This window comes from Maribacter algae, from assembly GCF_047345745.1.
Classification (GTDB): domain Bacteria; phylum Bacteroidota; class Bacteroidia; order Flavobacteriales; family Flavobacteriaceae; genus Maribacter.
Genome location: NZ_JBLFES010000002.1, coordinates 316406 through 335240 on the forward strand (window position 1 = coordinate 316406; position 18835 = coordinate 335240).

Annotated in this window: 16 protein-coding genes and 1 tRNA gene; 11 read left to right on the forward strand and 6 right to left on the reverse strand. The window is 43.4% G+C overall.

Annotated elements, in window-relative coordinates; translation table 11 throughout:
- Window positions 1–103: 103 nt before the first annotated feature.
- The 7 genes from ACKWBX_RS08525 (at window position 104) to ACKWBX_RS08555 (ending at window position 6266) form a co-directional block, all read left to right on the forward strand.
- A complete protein-coding gene (locus tag ACKWBX_RS08525; RefSeq protein ID WP_413968250.1) occupies window positions 104–1126 on the forward strand; it encodes a LacI family DNA-binding transcriptional regulator in 1023 nt (340 codons plus the stop codon).
- 193 nt (window positions 1127–1319) lie between these two features.
- The gene (locus tag ACKWBX_RS08530; protein ID WP_413968251.1) at window positions 1320–3041 is read left to right on the forward strand and encodes a GMC family oxidoreductase; all 1722 of its coding nucleotides are present in this window, start codon (window positions 1320–1322) and stop codon (window positions 3039–3041) included.
- A 4-nt stretch (window positions 3042–3045) separates the two neighbouring features.
- On the forward strand, window positions 3046–3762 hold the full coding sequence (locus tag ACKWBX_RS08535) for a gluconate 2-dehydrogenase subunit 3 family protein (RefSeq protein ID WP_413968869.1): 717 nt from the start codon (window positions 3046–3048) through the stop codon (window positions 3760–3762).
- 242 nt (window positions 3763–4004) lie between these two features.
- The gene (locus tag ACKWBX_RS08540) at window positions 4005–4745 is read left to right on the forward strand and encodes a M15 family metallopeptidase (RefSeq protein ID WP_413968252.1); all 741 of its coding nucleotides are present in this window, start codon (window positions 4005–4007) and stop codon (window positions 4743–4745) included.
- Window positions 4732–5670 (forward strand): alpha/beta hydrolase, encoded by a 939-nt coding sequence (locus ACKWBX_RS08545; RefSeq protein WP_413968253.1) that lies wholly within the window; start codon window positions 4732–4734, stop codon window positions 5668–5670. Before ACKWBX_RS08540 ends, ACKWBX_RS08545 begins: the two co-directional genes overlap by 14 nt.
- 269 nt (window positions 5671–5939) lie before the next feature.
- Window positions 5940–6013: transfer RNA gene (locus tag ACKWBX_RS08550), tRNA-Pro, on the forward strand.
- A 40-nt stretch (window positions 6014–6053) separates the two neighbouring features.
- Complete coding sequence (locus ACKWBX_RS08555; RefSeq protein ID WP_413968254.1) at window positions 6054–6266, forward strand: hypothetical protein; 213 nt, start codon at window positions 6054–6056, stop codon at window positions 6264–6266.
- Between the two features lie 98 nt (window positions 6267–6364).
- On the opposite strand, the gene ACKWBX_RS08560 is transcribed toward ACKWBX_RS08555, so the two are convergent.
- Together ACKWBX_RS08560 and ACKWBX_RS08565 are read right to left on the reverse strand one after the other, a co-directional pair.
- The gene (locus tag ACKWBX_RS08560; RefSeq protein WP_413968255.1) at window positions 6365–6916 is read right to left on the reverse strand and encodes a sigma-70 family RNA polymerase sigma factor; all 552 of its coding nucleotides are present in this window, start codon (window positions 6914–6916) and stop codon (window positions 6365–6367) included.
- 58 nt (window positions 6917–6974) lie between these two features.
- Window positions 6975–8189 carry a hypothetical protein gene (locus ACKWBX_RS08565; protein WP_413968256.1) on the reverse strand — a complete coding sequence of 405 codons (1215 nt, stop codon included), beginning with the start codon at window positions 8187–8189 and terminating at the stop codon, window positions 6975–6977.
- A gap of 136 nt (window positions 8190–8325) precedes the next feature.
- Here ACKWBX_RS08565 and ACKWBX_RS08570 point away from each other — a divergent pair, with 136 nt between their 5' ends.
- On the forward strand, window positions 8326–8559 hold the full coding sequence (locus ACKWBX_RS08570) for a hypothetical protein (protein ID WP_413968257.1): 234 nt from the start codon (window positions 8326–8328) through the stop codon (window positions 8557–8559).
- 103 nt (window positions 8560–8662) lie between these two features.
- On the opposite strand, the gene ACKWBX_RS08575 is transcribed toward ACKWBX_RS08570, so the two are convergent.
- The 4 genes from ACKWBX_RS08575 to ACKWBX_RS08590 all read right to left on the reverse strand — a co-directional run bounded on the left by ACKWBX_RS08575 (window position 8663) and on the right by ACKWBX_RS08590 (window position 15673).
- On the reverse strand, window positions 8663–9412 hold the full coding sequence (locus tag ACKWBX_RS08575) for a cadherin repeat domain-containing protein (protein ID WP_413968258.1): 750 nt from the start codon (window positions 9410–9412) through the stop codon (window positions 8663–8665).
- Window positions 9413–9422: 10 nt separating this feature from the next.
- Complete coding sequence (locus tag ACKWBX_RS08580) at window positions 9423–10856, reverse strand: RagB/SusD family nutrient uptake outer membrane protein (RefSeq protein ID WP_413968259.1); 1434 nt, start codon at window positions 10854–10856, stop codon at window positions 9423–9425.
- The gene (locus ACKWBX_RS08585; protein WP_413968260.1) at window positions 10856–14446 is read right to left on the reverse strand and encodes a SusC/RagA family TonB-linked outer membrane protein; all 3591 of its coding nucleotides are present in this window, start codon (window positions 14444–14446) and stop codon (window positions 10856–10858) included. The genes ACKWBX_RS08580 and ACKWBX_RS08585 overlap by 1 nt, the downstream gene beginning before the upstream one ends.
- A gap of 90 nt (window positions 14447–14536) precedes the next feature.
- Entirely contained in the window at window positions 14537–15673 is a 1137-nt protein-coding gene (locus ACKWBX_RS08590; RefSeq protein ID WP_413968261.1) for a FecR family protein, read from the reverse strand.
- Between the two features lie 110 nt (window positions 15674–15783).
- On the opposite strand from ACKWBX_RS08590, the gene ACKWBX_RS08595 reads away from it, so the two are divergent.
- The 3 genes from ACKWBX_RS08595 to ACKWBX_RS08605 all read left to right on the forward strand — a co-directional run bounded on the left by ACKWBX_RS08595 (window position 15784) and on the right by ACKWBX_RS08605 (window position 18835).
- Window positions 15784–16371, forward strand: a complete 588-nt coding sequence (locus tag ACKWBX_RS08595) for an RNA polymerase sigma-70 factor (protein WP_413968262.1) — start codon at window positions 15784–15786, stop codon at window positions 16369–16371.
- An 88-nt stretch (window positions 16372–16459) separates the two neighbouring features.
- Window positions 16460–17617: a FecR family protein gene (locus ACKWBX_RS08600; RefSeq protein ID WP_413968263.1), complete on the forward strand. Its 1158-nt coding sequence runs from the start codon at window positions 16460–16462 to the stop codon at window positions 17615–17617.
- A complete protein-coding gene (locus tag ACKWBX_RS08605) occupies window positions 17618–18835 on the forward strand; it encodes a redoxin domain-containing protein (RefSeq protein WP_413968264.1) in 1218 nt (405 codons plus the stop codon). It abuts the gene before it with no gap.

The following is an 18835-nucleotide window of genomic DNA, read 5'->3' on the forward strand; positions in this document are numbered from 1 at the left end:
TGAGAGGTATTGCATTTTAGTTTGTTGACATTCGCTCTCTAAACTTTTAGGGGCGTTATTGATAATAAAATATGTTTTTTAGACAGCCTTATTATACCCAAAAATGAAGAAGATAACGCTTAAAGATATCGCTATCCATTTTGGGGTTTCTATTTCTACGGTTTCAAAGGCTGTTCATGACAGTCATGAAATTAGTAAACCGTTAAAACTAAAGATACGGCAATACGCCAAGGAGCATCGTTACAAGCCCAACAAAATGGCCGTGAACCTACTTAAAAAGAGTTCCAAAGCTCTTGGTGTGGTCGTTCCGGATATTTTAAATTATTTTTTTGTCCAAGTGCTCTATGGGATAGAGAAAGTGGCAGATGAACACGGTTATACAATTGTAACGTGCATCAGTAATGAATCCTATAAAAAGGAAACAAAAACCTTAGATCTTTTGGATGCCGGTACGGTTGATGGTTTGATAGTTTCCCTATCGGAGGAAACGCAGCGCAAGCATAAGGTTCAAGAACTACAGAGTATTATTGACAACGGTATTCCTTTGGTACTTTTTGATAGGGTCTCGGAACTAATTGATTGTGATAAGGTCGTGGTCGATGATTTTGAGGCGGGTTATAAAACGGTAAAACATTTTGTGAATATTGGTTGTAAAAACATTGCATTTGTTTCGCCCATAGGAAAATCAAGTGTTGGTAAATTACGATTGGAAGGGTATAAAAAAGGTCTTGAGGAAAGTAATTTGGAATTTGATCCCAAATTGATAATCGACTTTACCGAAAAGGATGACCTGGAACTGTTATTGTCCTTCCTTTTGAATTACAAAACGATTGATGGTATTATGGGCTTGGACGAATTGACTACCGTCAAAATACTAAATATAGTAAAAAAAAGAGGATATAATGTTCCACAAGATATTTCCATTATTGGCTTTACCAACGGGCAATTGTCCAAATATGTGTCACCGTCATTGAGCATGGTAAGTCAGCACGGTAAGTACATAGGGGAAACTGCAGCCAAAATGCTCATTGAACGTATAGAAAATCCTGGGCTAAAAACACCTTTTGAGACCAAGGTGGTAAAAACAAGTCTTCTAATAAGGGATTCCACTAAAAAAGCAATGTAATCACAATTGGATTTTAAAGTTGAATAATTCGCAACATCAATAGGATATACTTTGTCCAGTAATTATTTAGTTTGTTTTAATTTGTTGTTTAGCTATTCCATTATGTCGTTTGGTCTTTTTATGATTTAGGTATTTTATAATTGATGTATCTTGTATAGGAGAATAAAACCAATCAATTCAATTCAAATTTTCTATGCAGATAAAAGAATCTTCAGAAGTTTATGATGTAATTATTGTTGGATCCGGTGCCGGTGGTGGTATGGCCACCAAACAATTGGCAGATGCAGGTCTTAATGTGGCCGTGGTTGAGGCTGGCCCCTTTTTTGACCCTGCAGATCCCAAAACGATGACCCAGTTAAAATGGCCTTACGAATCCCCGAGAAGAGGTGCGGGCACGGACCGTGCCTTTGGAGCATGGGACATGTCCTATGGCGATTGGGAAGTAGAAGGTGAGCCTTACACACATGAAGAAGGTACCGAATTTAAATGGTGGCGTTCCAGAATGCTTGGTGGGCGCACCAATCACTGGGGGAGAATCTCATTGCGATTTGGACCGAAAGATTTTAAGGGAAAAACAAGGGATGGCCATGGTGATGATTGGCCTATTGGGTATGATGATGTAAAACCGTATTATGATAAGGTAGATAAACTAATTGGGGTTTTTGGAACCAACGAAGGTTTGGAGAATGATCCCGATGGTTTTTTTCTGCCACCTCCAAAACCAAGACTACATGAATTGTTCTATATAAATGGAGCGAAGAAATCCGGTATTCCAGTAATTCCGGGTAGGTTGTCCATGCTCACAAAACGGATCAATAATGAACGTGGAGTTTGTTTTTATTGCGGACAATGTAACAGGTCCTGCCAAGTATATGCGGATTTCTCTTCGGGGAGCTGTTTAATATTTCCGGCTCAAAAGAGTGGTGGTCAAGTACGCATCTATACCAATAGTATGGTCAGGGAAGTCACGACAGACGAAGAAGGTAAAGCTACCGGTGTTTCCTACATTAACAAATTGGATAGAAAGGAGTATAAATTAAAAGGAAAAATTGTGGTACTGGCAGCCTCGGCCTGTAGCTCCGCAAGAATTCTATTAAATTCAAAAAGCAAACAACATCCCAATGGTTTGGGCAATAGTAGTAATTTGATTGGTAAATATCTTCATGATTCCACGGGAGCCAGTGCCGCGGGATTTGTTCCCGGGCTAATGAACAGGAATGTTTCCTATAACGAGGATGGCGTAGGAGGAATGCACGTGTACTCGCCTTGGTGGGGAGATAACTCCAAGTTGGACTTTCCAAGAGGGTATCATATTGAAGTCTGGGGAGGCATGGGACAACCCAACTACGGCTTTGGATTTGACACGAATGCCTTTAATGAGTTTTTTGGACTCAAAGTAGGTGGGTATGGCGATAGTTTACGGGACGATGTTAAAAAGTACTATGGTTCCGTTGTAGGTTTTGGCGGAAGAGGCGAGGGCATTGCCCGTAAGGAAAATTATTGCGAGATTGATCCCACTACTGTTGATGATTATGGGATTCCTGTATTGAAGTTCAAGTATAAGTGGTCCGATTTGGAAGTAAAGCAGGCTAAACACATGCAGGACACTTTTGAGGAGATAATTCATAACATGGGAGGACATTATCTTGGCGAAAAGCCGGGAGCGGATAAAGATTATGGTTTGCACAAACCGGGAGAAATTATCCATGAGGTCGGAACAACAAGAATGGGGAACGACCCAAAAACGTCCGTGACCAATAAGTTTAATCAGCTACATGATGTGGACAATGTTTTTATTGTGGATGCAGGACCTTTTGTTTCACAGGCCGATAAAAATTGTACTTGGACCATTATGGCACTTTCTTGGAGAGCTTCGGACTACATTATTGAACAATTGAAACAACAAAATATCTAGAATGATGGACAGAAGAAAAAGTATACAAACCATGATTTTGGGAGCCAGCGCATCGGCTTTGGCCTTTCACGGATGTAAAACTGAAAAGAGTTCCAAAGATACAGCGTTGGAGGTAAAAACAGATGAGAAATATTTTGGCAGAACACCGGAAGAGCTGGAGCGTATTGAAAAATTGAATGCGGAGCAGCTGTTCAACGATCATGAAATGGATACCATTGCGGTTTTGAGTACGGTGATATTGCCGCCAAAAGAGCCTCATGGTGGCCCTCTTGAAGCAGAAGTTCCTGAATTTATTGAATTTATGGGCAAGGATATTCCGGAAATGCAAAATATACTTTTAGGCGGTCTAATGTGGTTGGACCATAAAAGTAATACCGAATTTGAAACTGAATTTAAATCGGCCACTTTAGAACAACAGCAGCAAATTTGTGATGAAATTTGTTGGCATGATCCTGAAATTCCCTTAGAGGAACAACCCTTGGAAATCCAATTTTTTGCTTTGATGCGGAACCTTACGGTAACGGGTTATTATACTTCCAAAGTAGGTATTGCCGATTTGGGTTATAAGGGAAACCAACCCAATGTTTGGGACGGTGTGCCCCAAGACGTTTTGGACCAACATGGAGTAGCGTACGACCCGGAATGGATTGCAAAGTGCGTAGATCAAAGCAAACGGAACGTGATTGCCGAATGGGATGAAAATGGTAATTTACTGACCTAAGCAAAAAATATCAGGGTATCATGAGGTATGAAAAAAGGAAAAGCTTTTTTTTCTATTTTTTGGTACACAGTTTTATATTTCGACTTACTGAACAGGATTATAATTTTATGTTCCTTTCACCAATTTTGCCCCCCCTTATACTTAAAATTTAATAGATTGTTGGAAAGTCTTAAAAATTAGAAGTTTCGCTTTTCTAGGTTGTTGTCTTATCTTTAGATAATACTAATAAATTAAACTAAAGCATGAGGTTCCCATCGCTATTGTTTTTTTTTGCAATAATCTTTTCAAGCTGTAAGGACAATAAAACCCAACAAATCAAGGAAAGTGAAAACAAAACGGCGATAGACGTTCCCAAAGACACTTTAGTTTCTGATACAATACCACAACAGTCTGCTAAAATAAAACTCAAGACCTTTGAAAATTTAGCAGATACTACATTTGTTCGCTTAGCGGATTATGACGATAGTTTTGCATATGATTTAAGGTATGCCACCGAGAACAACTTTCTTAAAGAAAAAGTTTATGACTGTGCTGAATGTTACACTCGGATAAAGACTGCAAAGGCTCTTATCAAAGCAAATACGGATTTTAAGAAAAAAGGGGTGCGTATAAAGTTTTTTGATTGCTACCGGCCTAATTCCGTACAATATAAGATGTGGGAGATAGTTCCTAATCCACAATATGTAGCAAACCCAAAAAAAGGATCAATTCATAATAAAGGCGGTGCCGTAGACATCACCTTGGAAACATTGGAAGGAAAAGAGCTTGATATGGGAACCGATTTTGATTTTTTCGGAAAACGTGCCTATCATGATAATTTTAATTTACCCGAACAGGTGCTAGCGAATAGAAAACTTTTGAAAGAGACCATGGAGGCCCACGGTTTTTGGTCCATCCGTACGGAATGGTGGCATTATAACCTGTCTTCCGCATCAAATGAAAAAGTAGCCAACTTTAAATGGAAATGTGATGAGGTTGATTAATATTGTAAAGATTTGCCTCGTTTTTACATCGCTAGGTTTTATGGGTTGCGCTCCAAGAACATTGATTATTTCTTTGTGGCCAGAAGGGCAAGTACCCAATCAAATTGGAACCCATACTAAAGAATATCGGGAACGGACAGATATACTGCGAATCAAAAACGTACAAGAGCCTACCATAGAGGTGTTTTTACCTGAAAAATCGATAGCCACCGGTAAAGCGGTGTTGATTTTTCCAGGAGGAGGGTACGGCATATTGGCTTACGATTGGGAAGGCACTGATATTGCAAATTTTTTAAAAACACATGGTATTGCAGGAATAGTGGTGAAATATAGACTTCCTTCGGATGAATCACATATTGAAAAATATAATGTACCACTTATAGATGCACAGCGGGCAATGAGGTTGGTACGTAGCAATGCGGATGGGTGGAATATAGATTCAGACCAAATCGGTATCATCGGATTTTCCGCAGGAGGACATTTGGCCTCGACTTTAGGAACCAAATACAATGTTAAGGTATATGATTCTATTGATGTTATAGATAATTTGAGTGCGCGTCCCGATTTTATGGCGTTAATCTATCCTGTAATCACAATGGGAGAGAAAACGCATCAGGGTTCTAAAGAAAACCTTTTGGGGAAGAATGCACCAACAACTTTAGTACATAAATTTTCAAGCCAACTTCATGTTATGGATGATACTCCTTCCGCTTTTATCGTCCATGCTATGGATGATGAAGTTGTGCCTGTAGCGAACAGTGAATTTTTTCATGGGATTCTTTCGACCCAAAGAGGAGGAAGTAAATCATCTTTGCTGCTTTACGAAAAAGGGGGACATGGTTTTAGTTTGGCAAAGGGAACGCCATATTTGGAAGAGTGGCCTCAAAAGTTTATCACTTGGATGAGTAATTTGGAAAAGGATTAAATTTTTCAAGAATTCTTACTGAATTACGAACCACTTTTCTATTTTTGCCATCCGATTATGGAATGTAGCCTTCGACTACGCTCAGGATAAACTGTACTACGGTTAATTTTGGGTAGTAAGTAAAACTATAGATAAATTGAATTGTTGATTTCCGACAATTTTCGGGGTGTAGCCCTTCGACAAGCTCAGGATAAACTGCACTACAGGGCATTCTGGGGTTTTTGAAAAACTACAAGAGATTCGTTAGGTCAACGTTTCTTTGATTATTTCGGGATGTAGCGCAGTCCGGTAGCGCACTCGGCTGGGGGTCGAGTGGTCGCAGGTTCAAATCCTGTCATCCCGACAGAAAAGGTATTTTTTAATACCATTTTGTAACTAAACAAATGAAAACCAAGGATTTATATTTTCCTTGGTTTCATTTGAATAGTTTTAATACCATATTTAGCGAGACCTATTCGGTTACCTATTACACCCTTCACTTTGTCAAAACCCCGTCTTTATTGATATACCTGTTCAAGGTTGTCGGGGAAACTGGACGAGAACCTAAAAAAAAGAATCCGCAACAGTTTGACCTGAGGCGGATTCTAGCTGACTAACTCAAAAAATTACCTTAAAGGCTTATTTCAGCTCAAGAAGTTAATGGTATTACAATCGTAGTATTTTTAAATTCATAGTATGTATATGCTGCGCGTTATTAGTTGTCCAGTTGTTTAAAATAGGTTCGTAGCCGCTTATATGCTTGGGATTTTAACGTTTTTACAGTTTGCAATCGTATGCCCATTCGTTCTGATATTGCATCGTTTTTCAACCCTTTCATGGTTCTTAAAATAACTTCCCTTTGTCTGTCGGGCAATTGACCTATGGCTTCATGTAACAATCGTGCTGTTTCTATTTCTACTTCCTTTTGTTCAACGATATGGGCATCCTCCAAGTGGATTATCATTTCCTTCTCATAAGTGTGCTTTACCCTTTCGTGCTTCAGATAATTCAAGCATTTGTTTTTGACCGTTTTATAGAGATAGGAACGCAAGACCTTTTCGTTTAAAAATTCTGCCTGCGATTGCCAGACGGACATAAAAACATCCTGTACCATATCTTCGCATGTCCCCATTACTGGGACAAATTTATTTGCAAAAACCGTTAGAGGTTTGTAATACCTTTCGAAAACCGATTTTAACGCTTGCTTCTTATTGATTATTATACTCTGTTCCGAGTTAAAGTCTTTGCCCGTAATTTTATTCAACATTGTCTTTAACTACTTGAAAACAGGCCTCTTGTTAAAACTAATAAAAGGCCGTTTTTATTTATTGCTGGGGTTTCACGGAATACGTCCCGGAAAAAGATTCCTCACCCTCTGAATAGACGGTATAGTCCAATATAATGGTCGCCGTTGTCTCGTCGTAGGTGCCCGAAGCCTCGAATTCGTCGTTCGTGTCCGTCAAACAGTCGTAACTGCTTCTTTCCGCAACTACGGTGCCGTCGGTAGCGCCCTCTGAGCTGGCGGTGAGGACTAGGATTACGCTTGGTGCACTGCTGCTTTCGCATCCAAAGGAAAGGAAATCGCCGACCAAGGTCAGGGTTCCGCATCCGGCTACGCCATTGGCCTCGGTGAGTATCAGGTCGCCTTCGAAGTCCTCTTCAAGATCTAAGCGGCCGTTCCAAACGCTCGTATCGATTTCGGAAGTACAGCCTTCGCCATCAATCACATACGGATCGGTGCCATCGGTCACTTCTACGCCATTATTGATGCCGTCGCCGTCGCAGTCCGAAGCGGACCAAAGCGTATTTTCAACGTCATATCCCGTATAGCCTTCGCTCTGAACGGGTAGACATGGGTCTGTCGCATTTTCATCAGTATTGTCGGCAACCCCGTCCCCGTCGGTATCGGAATTGTAGGGGTCCGTACCATCGAGGCTTTCATCCAAATTGGTGAGTCCATCGCCGTCGCAATCCCCAGCGCCCCATATATCGTTTACGTTATCGAATAGGGCATAGCCGGCTTGTTGCGCGGGAAGGCACGGATCCATGGGCGCCTCATCTTCGGAATCCTTGACCCCGTCGCCATCGGTATCGGTATTGTCTACCGTCCCCATGGTGATCGACACTGTGCCTGATATCGACTCTTCTCCTTCCCCAGGGACCGTAGCGTAATCTATGGTCAATACGCCGTCAGTAATGTTATAGGTGCCATTTGCTTCAACGGTTAGCGGAGTACCCTCAAGACAATTATAGTCCTGCGGATCTGCGATCAAAGTGCCTTGATTGGCATCGTCAGCGGAGGGCGTCAAAGTAAGTACGACCTCGGTTTCATCGGTACAACCTATGGTAAAGGGGTCTATTCCCTGTAAGGTGAGCACCCCGCAATCGGCGGCAACACCGGTAACCTGAATGGACTCAAAATCTTCCTGTGCCACGATGAGGTCTCCCGTAAATGCGGTAAGATCGAGTTGGTTACAGACGGCCATGACCGTGATGGTAACCGCTGCGGTCTTTTTGGTCTCGTCTTTGCTGACTTCCACTTCCGCCGTGATTTCTGGGTTCACCGAAGGGTCGAACAGACTGGCATCGGCGACCGCGATCTCGCCAGAGGTCGCATTGATGGCCAAGGCCCCGTCGGGAGATTGAGAGGTAATCGCAAAGGAGACCGCTCCTTTATTGGAACTTCCCGTAACCGTACCTACCACATCGCCGGCCTGCACGTCTGCCATTACAGTCGCGGACAGGTCGGCCGTGGTTACGGTGGTCGTTTCTTCTTCTTTGGGTGGCGGGTCATTGTTATCGTTTTTTGAGCAGGCAACCGCGACTAGCAAAAAGAGTATGCCAAAGTATTTTTCGATATTTTTCATTTTTAGTGGATTTTTCATTGTTCCGGTTTTAGTGTTATCCTAGGTTTCTATTATCGTACTTATTATTCCTTAATTTTCAATATTTTACGTTTCAGAATTCTTGCTACAAGCCCTCTACTTATCATTTTTCTCATCACTTCTCAACTTTAATTTTTCGTAATCGTCAAAATTCCACCATAAAGTTCATTGCCCTCTTGGTACAGCACGTAGTCCAGCGTAATGATTCCGCTATCGATATCATAGCTGCCAGTGGCATCAAATTCCAAAGGGGTATCGACCAAACAGTCGTAGCGTTGATTTTCGGCGGTTACCGTTCCGTTGTTTTCTCCTTCGGAGGAAGGTTGCAGCTGAAGGGTCATCATGGTCTCTTGATCGCATCCTACATCAACGGCGAAGGGGTCTAAAACGCTGACCACTAGGATGCCACATTCGTCTCCCGAACCTACGCCTTCCAACACATCAAAGCCTTCTTCAACAACGCTAAGATTACCCATCCACGGGGATAAATCTACTTGCGGACAGGCAGCACCTTCCACCACGCTAATGGTCACGTTGGATGTTTTTGAAACGTCTTCCTTCCTTACCTCTACCATCAAATTCATCTCAGGATTCGCCACCGGATCAAAAGCGGATGCATCGGCAACGATAAGTTCTCCGTAGCTTTCCCCGATAGTAAACGCACCTTGCGGGGTTTGAGATAGAATGGTGTAAGCCACCGTGCCCTTGTTCGAGGTGCCGGGAACGACGCCCACCGTATCACCCACCATTACCGTAGAAAAGGTTTCAGCGGAATAGTCTTCCGTAGAAACCACCGTGGGCTTGATCTCCTCCTCGGAGCAGGAAATTAGCGTCGCAATTAGGATACATGTTATTAAAAATGAGAGGTACTTCATCATAAGCTGTTTTTCAATCACGTGGATTCTGTTCTATTTCAGGGTTTTGTTGGATGTATTTCGAGCCGATCGGAATGGCCCAATTCTTACTATTGGCCTCCAAGGTCGCACTTACACTGCCCAAAATGTGTGTCAGTGAAATACCGTCTTCGTCAAACAGATTGTAGCGTTTGATGTCGAACATGCGGTCTGGGCCGCCCACAGTTTCCCGCCTGCGTTCTTCTTTAACAAAGTCTAACAGCTCGGCATTATCCGTAATATTGAGGGGTGTATGCGTCCCGGTTTCAAACCGATTTTCACGCAAGGCATTCAGGGCGGCGTTCGCGGCAGCGGTATTTCCTAATCGGGCATTGCATTCGGCACGAATCAGATACAAGTCAGGGGTGGTGATACCATCGGAATAAAAGAAGTTATCATTGCCCGCACCAAAATAGAATCCGTCCACATCATCGCCAAAAAACGCCCTGACTTCTATAAACCATTGCTTTCGAATGTCGTTATCTTCATAAATTTCTAAAAATTCCTCCTGCACAAAAGTGTTCTGGAAAATGTCTTTGTACCAGATAATCTGGTCATCGTTCAGTTGCAAGGGCAGCGATTTTAATTCGGGATTGAAGGAATTAAAAGGGTCATCATTGATATCCCTCAAAACACCGTATAAATCTAAAGCGAGGTCGACGTTTTCCAAAGCCTCCGCATAATTCCCTTGAAAAAGTAAAACTTTGGACAAGAGTCCGTAAGCCGCTGCCTTCGAAGGTCTGTAACTTCGGTTCAGGGGTTGAATATCTTCTAAATTCGGGATGCCTTCTGTAATGTCATCCAAAATCAGGTCATAGACTTCCTGCACCGATGCGCGGGTCAGGTCAACGTCTTCCAAAGCGATGCCTTCCCGAATAGGTACGCCTAAATCGCTACCCGCCGAGGCGGGATTGTAATGCAAACCGTAAAGGTTCACCAAATTGAAGTAGGCATAAGCCCTATGTAATTTAGCCTCTGCCACTAGTTCGGCAATCTGAGCGGTAGTTGCGTTGGTCACATCCTGTAAGCCATCCAAAATAATATTGGCGGTGTAAATCTGCTTGTAGTAGTTGTTCCAATCACCATCATCTTCCAAGGCGGAGTAAAAGGAATCTTCGAATAGATAGGCCCTTTGGGCGGAACGCGGCAGCCCGAAAGAGCCGACCAGTCCGCTAGAGATAAAATTATCATCGTTCAGATAATAGCTAATGGCGTGTTTTTCGTTAAAGCCTTGGGAGAGCGGTTGGGTAAATTCCAGTTCTGGGGGATTTACCTGATCTAATAGCGATCGGTAATCTTCCAAGGTGGTCGGAATGACCGCACCTTTGGGCTGGATATCTAAATAATTTTCCCGCGAGCAAGCCGATAAGAGTATCAGCGTTACTGCCATCAAATTCGTATATCGTATGATTTTTATACTTATTCTCATCAAAAGGATGCGTTAAGGTTCAACGTAAACGTCGGCTGTTGGCCGATAAAGAAATTTTCAGGATCTACGTTCCAACGGTTAAAATCCCAAACGGCGACATTATCTGCTTGAAGCCCTATCTGTAGGCTCTTCATAGCGAGTTTTTTGGTCAAAAATTGTGAAAAGGTGTACCGAAGGTTGATCTGGCTCAGCCGGATATGGGCGGCGGAATCATAAAATTTATCGGATTTTTTCAGGTTTTCGTAACCCACCGCGAAGGAATCGGAAAAGTTCGGAAATGCGGGAATGTCAGTGGTGTTCTCATCACCGCGTTGCTGCCAGCGGGCATTGAAATCTTCCGGTACGTTGGCGGACTGAAATCCCGATGGTACATAGGACGGAAAATAACCTCCAAAATCATCCCCGTACCAAAATACATGACCTGCTTTAAAGGTGGTCAGTACCCGCAGCGCAAAATTTCCGTAGCGAATGTCGTTTATCCACGAGCCGTAATACCTAGGCACCAAGGTTCCTTCGTTAATCAGGGCATCTACGTTGGTGATATCCGTCCTGAAATCGACGATCTCGTTGTTTTCATTTAAAAATTGGGGTGCGCCGTTACGGTCGAGTCCCGCGAAATTAAAACTGTACACGCTCTGTAGCGGATTGCCCACCACATTCGACTGTCCGTTAACAAAATCAAAAACACTGTTGTTCACCACATCTACCTGCGTCAAGGTATTGGTGTTCAGACCAAAATTGGCCGAGGTCGTAAAATTAAAGACGTCGGCGTCAACCAATTTCAAGGCGATATTCGCATCAACGCCCTCGTTGGTCAGTTTTCCGATATTCGACAAGGCACCGACAATGCCCAAAGTGGGGTTAAAACTACGGTTCGCCAACAGGTCTTCGCTATTCTTTTTGTAGTATTCAACACTTCCAGAAATACGTTCGTTAAAGAATCCGAAATCGATGCCAAGATTCAGGGTACGGGTTTTTTCCAAACGCAGTTCGGGGTTGGGTACGGTTCGTATAAAAGACGCAATATTGTTAAACGGTAAATCGCCCCTAAGAATGGCCGCCTGTAGAAAGGGACTCGTATTGCGATCGACGTTTCCATTGATGCCGTAGGTGGCACGCAACTGCAATGAGCTGATGGTCTCCGGATCAAAAAAGCCTTCGTTGCCGAGGTTCCATTTGAGTCCCACGGAGTACAGCGGAATGTTTCTGAATTTGTCGGATGCCCCAAAAAGATTAGTATCGTCGAGCCGGGTACTGGCTGAAAGGGTGTACCGCCCATCAAAAGTATAAGCGGCGTTGGCGTAATAGGATAGAAACCTGTTTTCGATAAATCCTATGGTAGAATTATCGGGAATCAGTGATTGCCTGTCCACTTCTTGAGATAAGGGTAGGGGAAACGGTGTCGTAAAATCGGGGCGGATAGATACCAAAGATTGATCATCGTAGCCATATTTCCTATCTGTATTGCTTTCAAGCACCGTTTTTCGCACCTCATAACCCGCAATGGCCGTCAGCTGATGCAGACCCTCGTTGTAAAGTGCATCGTAATTGAGCTGCGCCCGAAAAGTTTCTGCACGGCTGGTTGTGGCACCAAGATCGAGAATGCTGCCTCGGGGTATGGGGTTGGCGGTGGCGTTTAACGATTCGTCCAAAGTTGTAAAGAGATTGACTCGGTTTCTGGTGGCAAAGGTATTTTCGTTATACAGATTGCGGGCATTGTCTTGGCTCCATTCGTACTGATAGCTAAGACTTGCCGTCAGGGCTGGGATGATCTCATAGTCTAATCCCGCCTGTAGGCGGAGTTCGGTACTTTGTACATTGTTGTTAGCGTTATCGAATTCCTGTTTCGTATTGTAAGTCCACGGATAGGCGAATCCGCGATTAAGCGCCAATTGGGAAGTTTGCGCACTTGACCCCAGTACCGAGGGCACATAGTTGCCGTTGTCATCAACAAGGCGACTGTTTATCGGGATATTCGATAGAAAACCGACCACTCCCGTTCTATCGCTAAGGGGGGCGATATTATCGGAGGTTTCGTCAGGGCCGAAGTCAATGTCGGATTCCGAAAAATTGATGGAGGCTCTGGCTTTCAGTTTGTCCGTAATATCAAGCCTGTTGGTAAAGTTGATGATAAACTGATCGTCTTGATCTGCGACCGTACCCCCTTCATTCCTATTATGAGTGGCCGATGCCCTAAAATCGTGATTTTCGCTACCTCCAGAAAAAGCGAGGTTAGACTGTTGCCAGCGCGTTGGTCGAAGAATGAATTTGGCGTATTCCCTTCGTGCATCGAGATTTTCCAAGGCCGCTAATCGGGTCTGCGACTCCTCGGCCGAGATATCTCCGCGTTCTTGTAATAACAAGGTTTCGATAATGGGATTTAAAGGTGAAAAGCTGTTCAGGTCAAGTTCACCAGAAAATAGATTGCCTGTATTGAAAGCCCCACCATTCTCATAAACGGCACTTTGGTAAGCTAGCTGTGTCGCGGGAGAACCAAGGCTGCTACTAAAAATATCTAGCTTTGGGGTTACCGCAGTATTCTGGGAAACCTCGATCTGTAGTTTGTTGTTTCGGTTACCATTTTTGGTAACTATGGAAATCACACCGTTCGCCGCTCGGATACCCCAAATCGAGGCGGCAGCAGCATCCTTCAGCACAGAAATACTCTTTACCTCATTCGGATTGATGGAACTGATACTCGTTTCCACAGGAAAACCATCGATTACGATCAAGGGGGCAGTATTCTCGGGATTGATGGAACTCAGTCCGCGAATAATCAAACTTCCGTTCGCATCGGTTACCAAGCCAGGAACCTCGCTGATGATTTTAGATAGAATATTCTGTTCGATCTTGGCATCCAGTATTTCCTCATCGACCTGTGCGAAAGAACCCGTAGCCCGCTCTTTGCTGATTTTCTGATAACCTGTGGAGAGTAGCTCGACTCCCTCTAACTGCAAGGCGGAGGAAATCATCTCGATTTCGTAGAAATCTGCATCGTCTACAAGCACTTCAAAATCTAGAAAACCGAGGTAGCTGAACAATAGCGTTTCGCCCTCACGAGCGGCAATGGCAAACTCCCCATCAAAATTTGTCGCCACCCCGCGTTGCGTATCCTTAATTAATACGCTGACGCCCGCCAACGGAATACCATCTTCGTCGAAGACAATACCGTTGACTTCCCTTTGGGGTTTAGATTGGGTAAGTGTAGTTCCGTCATCTTCCTTCTGGGACTTTAGTTTTAATACCACTTGTTTATCCACAATAATAAAATCAACATCGGTACCCTTAAAGACCTTCCGCAGAACGCTTTTTAGCTGCTGCTCGTCTGCACTGATTGACACTTTTCGCGAAAGGTTTACATAATCGTTATTGTAGAGAAACCGAAAATCGGTAAGCTCCTCGATCTGGTCAAAAACGGTCTCCAAAGCCACGTTCTCCAGTTCCAGACTGATTTTTTTGCCCTGTGAATACGCGCTAGCATGCACTTGCAGCAACGACGCCAGAAACAGAAAATAGGTGATCCTCATTTTTAGGCTCGGATTAAATAGTACGTACAGGCACGCGATAGTGCCCTCCGTCAGTTTTTTCATATTTTTGAATGCTTATTAGTGGTTACCCGTAATCGCTTTTAAAAAACCGGGGGATGTTACAGCATCTTCCGGTTTGCTTTTATATTCATTTCATTCGATGGTAATCGTTTTACCTTCTATGGTATATTCAAATCCATAACTTTTACTGAAATACGACATCACCTGATCGATATTCTCATCGACGAACCGCGCCGTAAATTTTTCCTTATCCAGCGCTTTATTTTTATTGATAATGCTCACGTCGAAATGGCGTTCCAGTTTTTTTATGATTTCGGAAAAAGGCATGCTACGGAACACCAGTTCGCCCTGCATCCATTTGGTAAACTGAGATACTTTAACGGATTTTTTCTTAAAATCGCCCAGATTTTTATCGTAGGATGACTGTTCGTTGGGAAGAAGATAGAGTTCCCCATCCTCGCTGAACACTCTTACCGAACCTTCCCGCAGCGTGGTTTTGATGGAAGTGTCTTCCGAATAGGCCGATACGTTAAACTCCGTTCCCAGCACCTCGATATTCAGGTCATTCGTATTGACGATGAACTTGTGCGCGCTATCTTTTGCCACTTTAAAAAATGCCTCGCCTTCGAGAACGACCTTCCGATTGCCCTCGCTGGGAAAGCTTACCGGATAGCGCAATTGGCTGCCCGCGTTTAGGTGCACGAGCGTGCCGTCGGACAGTTCCAGTTGAAAGCGTTTTCCGAAGGGTACTTTGATGGTATTATGGATTTTAGAGCTTGTTTCTCGCCGCGTATAGCTTAGTTTTCCTTTGTTCAAAAAGCCCAAAACGGTGTTGTTTTTACCCCGAATGCTATCAACATCTTGATGGGTCAGAACTTGCTGGCTACCGTCGTCCCACTCTAATTGTATCTGCTTATCGGTCGTTTTGTTCGACGAAGCGCTGGTGGCATCAGTTTGTAAAACGGACTTGAAAAACAGTCCCAAACCAAAAAGCAAAACCGCTGCTGCGGCATATTTGAACAAGGGCTGTAATGCAAAGGTTTTTATTTGGGATGTCGCCTTGATTTTCGCCTGTATCTTCTGAAATGCCTCCTCGCTGTTGAACTCCCTATTTTGATTCTTTAGCGCGTAGTCGTTCTTGATTCTTTCCTTAAAAATGGCGGCATTTATTTCATCTTTCAACATTTCTTCCAGCCGGTTTGACTCTTCGGCCGAAAGCGTGTTTTCCAGGTACTTTTCAATTAGGATTTCGATATCGTTTCCTTGCATTTTTCGATGGAATTATCAACCCTAAGACGGTTAAAGTTTAAAAAACCCTTATCCCTTTGTTAATTTTTTTCTTTATTTGTGGATGCACCAATGCCAATTCAATTAGTACAATGGTAATTTTAAAGGGAGACGAAAAAAGGTTGATCGCCGGTTTACGGGCCGGGGATACCGATGCCTTTTCCCAAGTGTACACGTTATATTATTCGAAATTGTGCAAATACATCTACAGCCTTTCCGACAACAGCGGGCATTCTGAGGATGTGGTGCAAGATGCTTTGATGAAACTCTGGTCAAAACGCGAAAGTTTGGTCATAACCACTTCGCTGAACGCCTATCTGTACAGGGCAGTTCACAATACGTTCATGGACCGTTGTCGTAAAGAGGGGCGTAAAAATACAATGATGGACGAGCTGCGGATGCAGGCCATTCTAGAAATGGAATCATTCGAAAATTCGCTTACCGGCCATCGCTTGGAGTTGCTCAAAAGGGCTATTGACAGTCTTCCGCCCAAACGCAAGGATATTTTCATACTCCACAAACTTAAAAATTACAAATACAAAGAAATCGCCGCAATGCGGAACATCTCCGAACGCACGGTAGAAGGGCAGATTCGAAAGGCAATGATTACGCTTCGCGACCAAATGGTCAAATTGCGACTTGAAAATATTTTGCCATTGTTGTTATTGCTGTCCAGCTAATATTGAACTCGTTTAGACTTTTTTCAAAAAAATCCTCTACCACATACTACCTTTTTGCTTTTGAGTTGTTTTACTAAAAAACAACAGCGTGAAGCAGTTTTCAAAAACGGCGATATTATTACTCAAAAAGTGGTTCAGGGTACTTCCCAAAGAGGAAGATACCACGGATTTGAATCGCCTTTTTGAAACCATCGACCGAAAATCGGTAACCAATGCGATTTTCAAATTTGAGGAATTGGATTCGGATAGCGCTTGGGCATCCATAGAAAAAAAGATGGCCCACGAGAACAGTATCGATTCCAAACCTCTGCTACATCGTATCAGACCATTGCTGAAATATGCCGCTATACTTGTGGGCATCGGTTTAGGGGTCTTCTATTTTTTGGATCGAAACTCTACGCAGAATTTTAAAAGCACGGTTGACGGCACAGCACAATTAGGGGATATCATACTGAAGAGCAATGGTAGCGTTATCGCCAATCTTTCCGAAAACGATGAAAAATCCATTCAAAATAAAAATGGGAAGATTGTGGGTTTCAAACAAGGTAAACAATTCGCCTATGTGAAGGACACTACAACGGCCGATGCGCCTATCGTCGACCACGAATTGCAAGTGCCCTACGGTGAAACTTTTCGGGTGGTGCTCTCCGATGGCACTAAAGTGTACTGTGATGCCGGTACCACGCTAAAATATCCGTCGAGATTCGAAAAAGGAAAAACGCGAAAGGTGCGTTTGGTGGGTCAAGCTTATTTTGATGTAGCCAAAAGCGACACTGACCACTTTGTAGTCAGTACTGACGATACCGAAATAAAAGTATTGGGTACACAGTTCAACGTAGCGGCCTATCCGGAATATAAAAGTACACAGACTGTTTTAGTAGAAGGTTCCGTAGTGGTTAAGGCCAAGAGTACTAAAGAGGTTCTAAGAATGGTGCCTGGGCAACGAGCAAGCTTTCATGAACAATCCCATAAAATGATTTTGCAAAAAGTGAACACCTACGACCATACGGCGTGGATGTCGCAAAAACTCATTTTTAAGCGTGTGCCTTTCCAAAATATACTTAAAAGTTTGGAGCGCAGGTTTGGCGTAACCATAAATAACCCCGATGCCGAACTCGACAAGCAGTTTTTTACCGCAAAATTTCATACTGAAAGCCTTCCCGAAATATTGAACGCCTTTGCTGCAGACGCATCTTTTACCTATGAAATAAAAGCTAATACGGTACAATTGATTCCCGAAAAATAAATGAAACTCAGAAAGCTAACATATCCGATTCTTGTTGCCCTGCTTTTGCAGATGGTTTCTGGTTGTAACGACCATAAAGTGGAACCGGATCATTTCCGGATAGCGGGAAAGCTAGAGGGTATGAATAGTGGAGTCATTAGTTTGGTGGAATATTCTGGAGAAGGGGAGGAACTTATTTTAGACGCCACAACGGTAAAGCAGAACGAGTTCGTACTACACGGAAGCCTCAAAAGCCCTAAACCGGCATACCTTGTTTATGATGACACCTATGAACTGCCCCTGTTTTTGGAAGAGGGCGAAACGGTCGTAACCTTACATACCGGCGAGACCCAAGAACAGTTTCTAGAGGACAAGTACTTGCCGTTAGTACCCGAATTTCAAAACTCTGAAATCAATACCGTTTACCAAGCGTACCGAAAGCAAATGGATTCGGTCGAAAATCTAAAACGATTTGAACCGCTCAATAAGCTTTTGAATGGCTTAATGGAGTCTTTGGAGGAAAACGACACCCTGTTTGTGGCGGAATTGGAAGAAGATGTGATAACCATATCGGATGAAAAGGATGAAATAACCAGTTTGATAAGAAAGCAGTTCGCGATGCGGCATAATAGCTCGCCGATTGCACCGTATATCATGCTGTACGAAGGGAATGGCCTCAGTGAAATCGACTATACTCTTGAAGAATTGGAGCAGCTGCTCGCCAACTTTGATAAAAGCCTCTCGAACAATCCGTATTACAAGGAGTTTGAAACGCGAATCAATACCCTAAAACGATTGGGCAACGGAAAACCCGCCCCTGAATTTACTTTGCGTACTCCCGAAGGCATGTCGGTGTCTTTGGTCGATTTCAAAGGAAAATACTTGTTACTCGATTTTTGGGCGGCATGGTGCGGGCCCTGTACCGACAATTTTCCAAAAATACGCTCCCTCGAAAAACACTATGAAGCACAGGGTTTTGAAGTGCTCGGTATCTCGGACGACCCCGATGTTGATATTTGGAAAAACGCCATCGAAAAATACGACCTAACATGGTCACAAGTTATCGTAAATACGGATGCCGAACCGGGAACGTCGGTGTCCGAACTGTATAATATCGAATATCTGCCCATGTATTTTTTGTTGGACATAGACGGGAAGATTATCATGAAGGACTACGACATCACGGTGCTGGAAGAAGTACTGGAAGATTTGTTCAACGAACCGGACCCAAAAGAATAA

What these genes read in the sequence shown, in the direction of transcription:
- ACKWBX_RS08525 (WP_413968250.1), top strand. Translation starts at nt 104, where the DNA reads ATGAAGAAGATAACGCTTAAAGATATCGCTATCCATTTTGGGGTTTCT.
- ACKWBX_RS08530 (WP_413968251.1), top strand. Translation starts at nt 1,320, where the DNA reads ATGCAGATAAAAGAATCTTCAGAAGTTTATGATGTAATTATTGTTGGA.
- ACKWBX_RS08535 (WP_413968869.1), top strand. Translation starts at nt 3,046, where the DNA reads ATGGACAGAAGAAAAAGTATACAAACCATGATTTTGGGAGCCAGCGCA.
- ACKWBX_RS08540 (WP_413968252.1), top strand. Translation starts at nt 4,005, where the DNA reads ATGAGGTTCCCATCGCTATTGTTTTTTTTTGCAATAATCTTTTCAAGC.
- ACKWBX_RS08545 (WP_413968253.1), top strand. Translation starts at nt 4,732, where the DNA reads ATGAGGTTGATTAATATTGTAAAGATTTGCCTCGTTTTTACATCGCTA.
- ACKWBX_RS08555 (WP_413968254.1), top strand. Translation starts at nt 6,054, where the DNA reads ATGAAAACCAAGGATTTATATTTTCCTTGGTTTCATTTGAATAGTTTT.
- ACKWBX_RS08560 (WP_413968255.1), bottom strand. Translation starts at nt 6,916, where the DNA reads ATGTTGAATAAAATTACGGGCAAAGACTTTAACTCGGAACAGAGTATA.
- ACKWBX_RS08575 (WP_413968258.1), bottom strand. Translation starts at nt 9,412, where the DNA reads ATGATGAAGTACCTCTCATTTTTAATAACATGTATCCTAATTGCGACG.
- ACKWBX_RS08580 (WP_413968259.1), bottom strand. Translation starts at nt 10,856, where the DNA reads ATGAGAATAAGTATAAAAATCATACGATATACGAATTTGATGGCAGTA.
- ACKWBX_RS08585 (WP_413968260.1), bottom strand. Translation starts at nt 14,446, where the DNA reads ATGAAAAAACTGACGGAGGGCACTATCGCGTGCCTGTACGTACTATTT.
- ACKWBX_RS08590 (WP_413968261.1), bottom strand. Translation starts at nt 15,673, where the DNA reads ATGCAAGGAAACGATATCGAAATCCTAATTGAAAAGTACCTGGAAAAC.
- ACKWBX_RS08595 (WP_413968262.1), top strand. Translation starts at nt 15,784, where the DNA reads ATGGTAATTTTAAAGGGAGACGAAAAAAGGTTGATCGCCGGTTTACGG.
- ACKWBX_RS08605 (WP_413968264.1), top strand. Translation starts at nt 17,618, where the DNA reads ATGAAACTCAGAAAGCTAACATATCCGATTCTTGTTGCCCTGCTTTTG.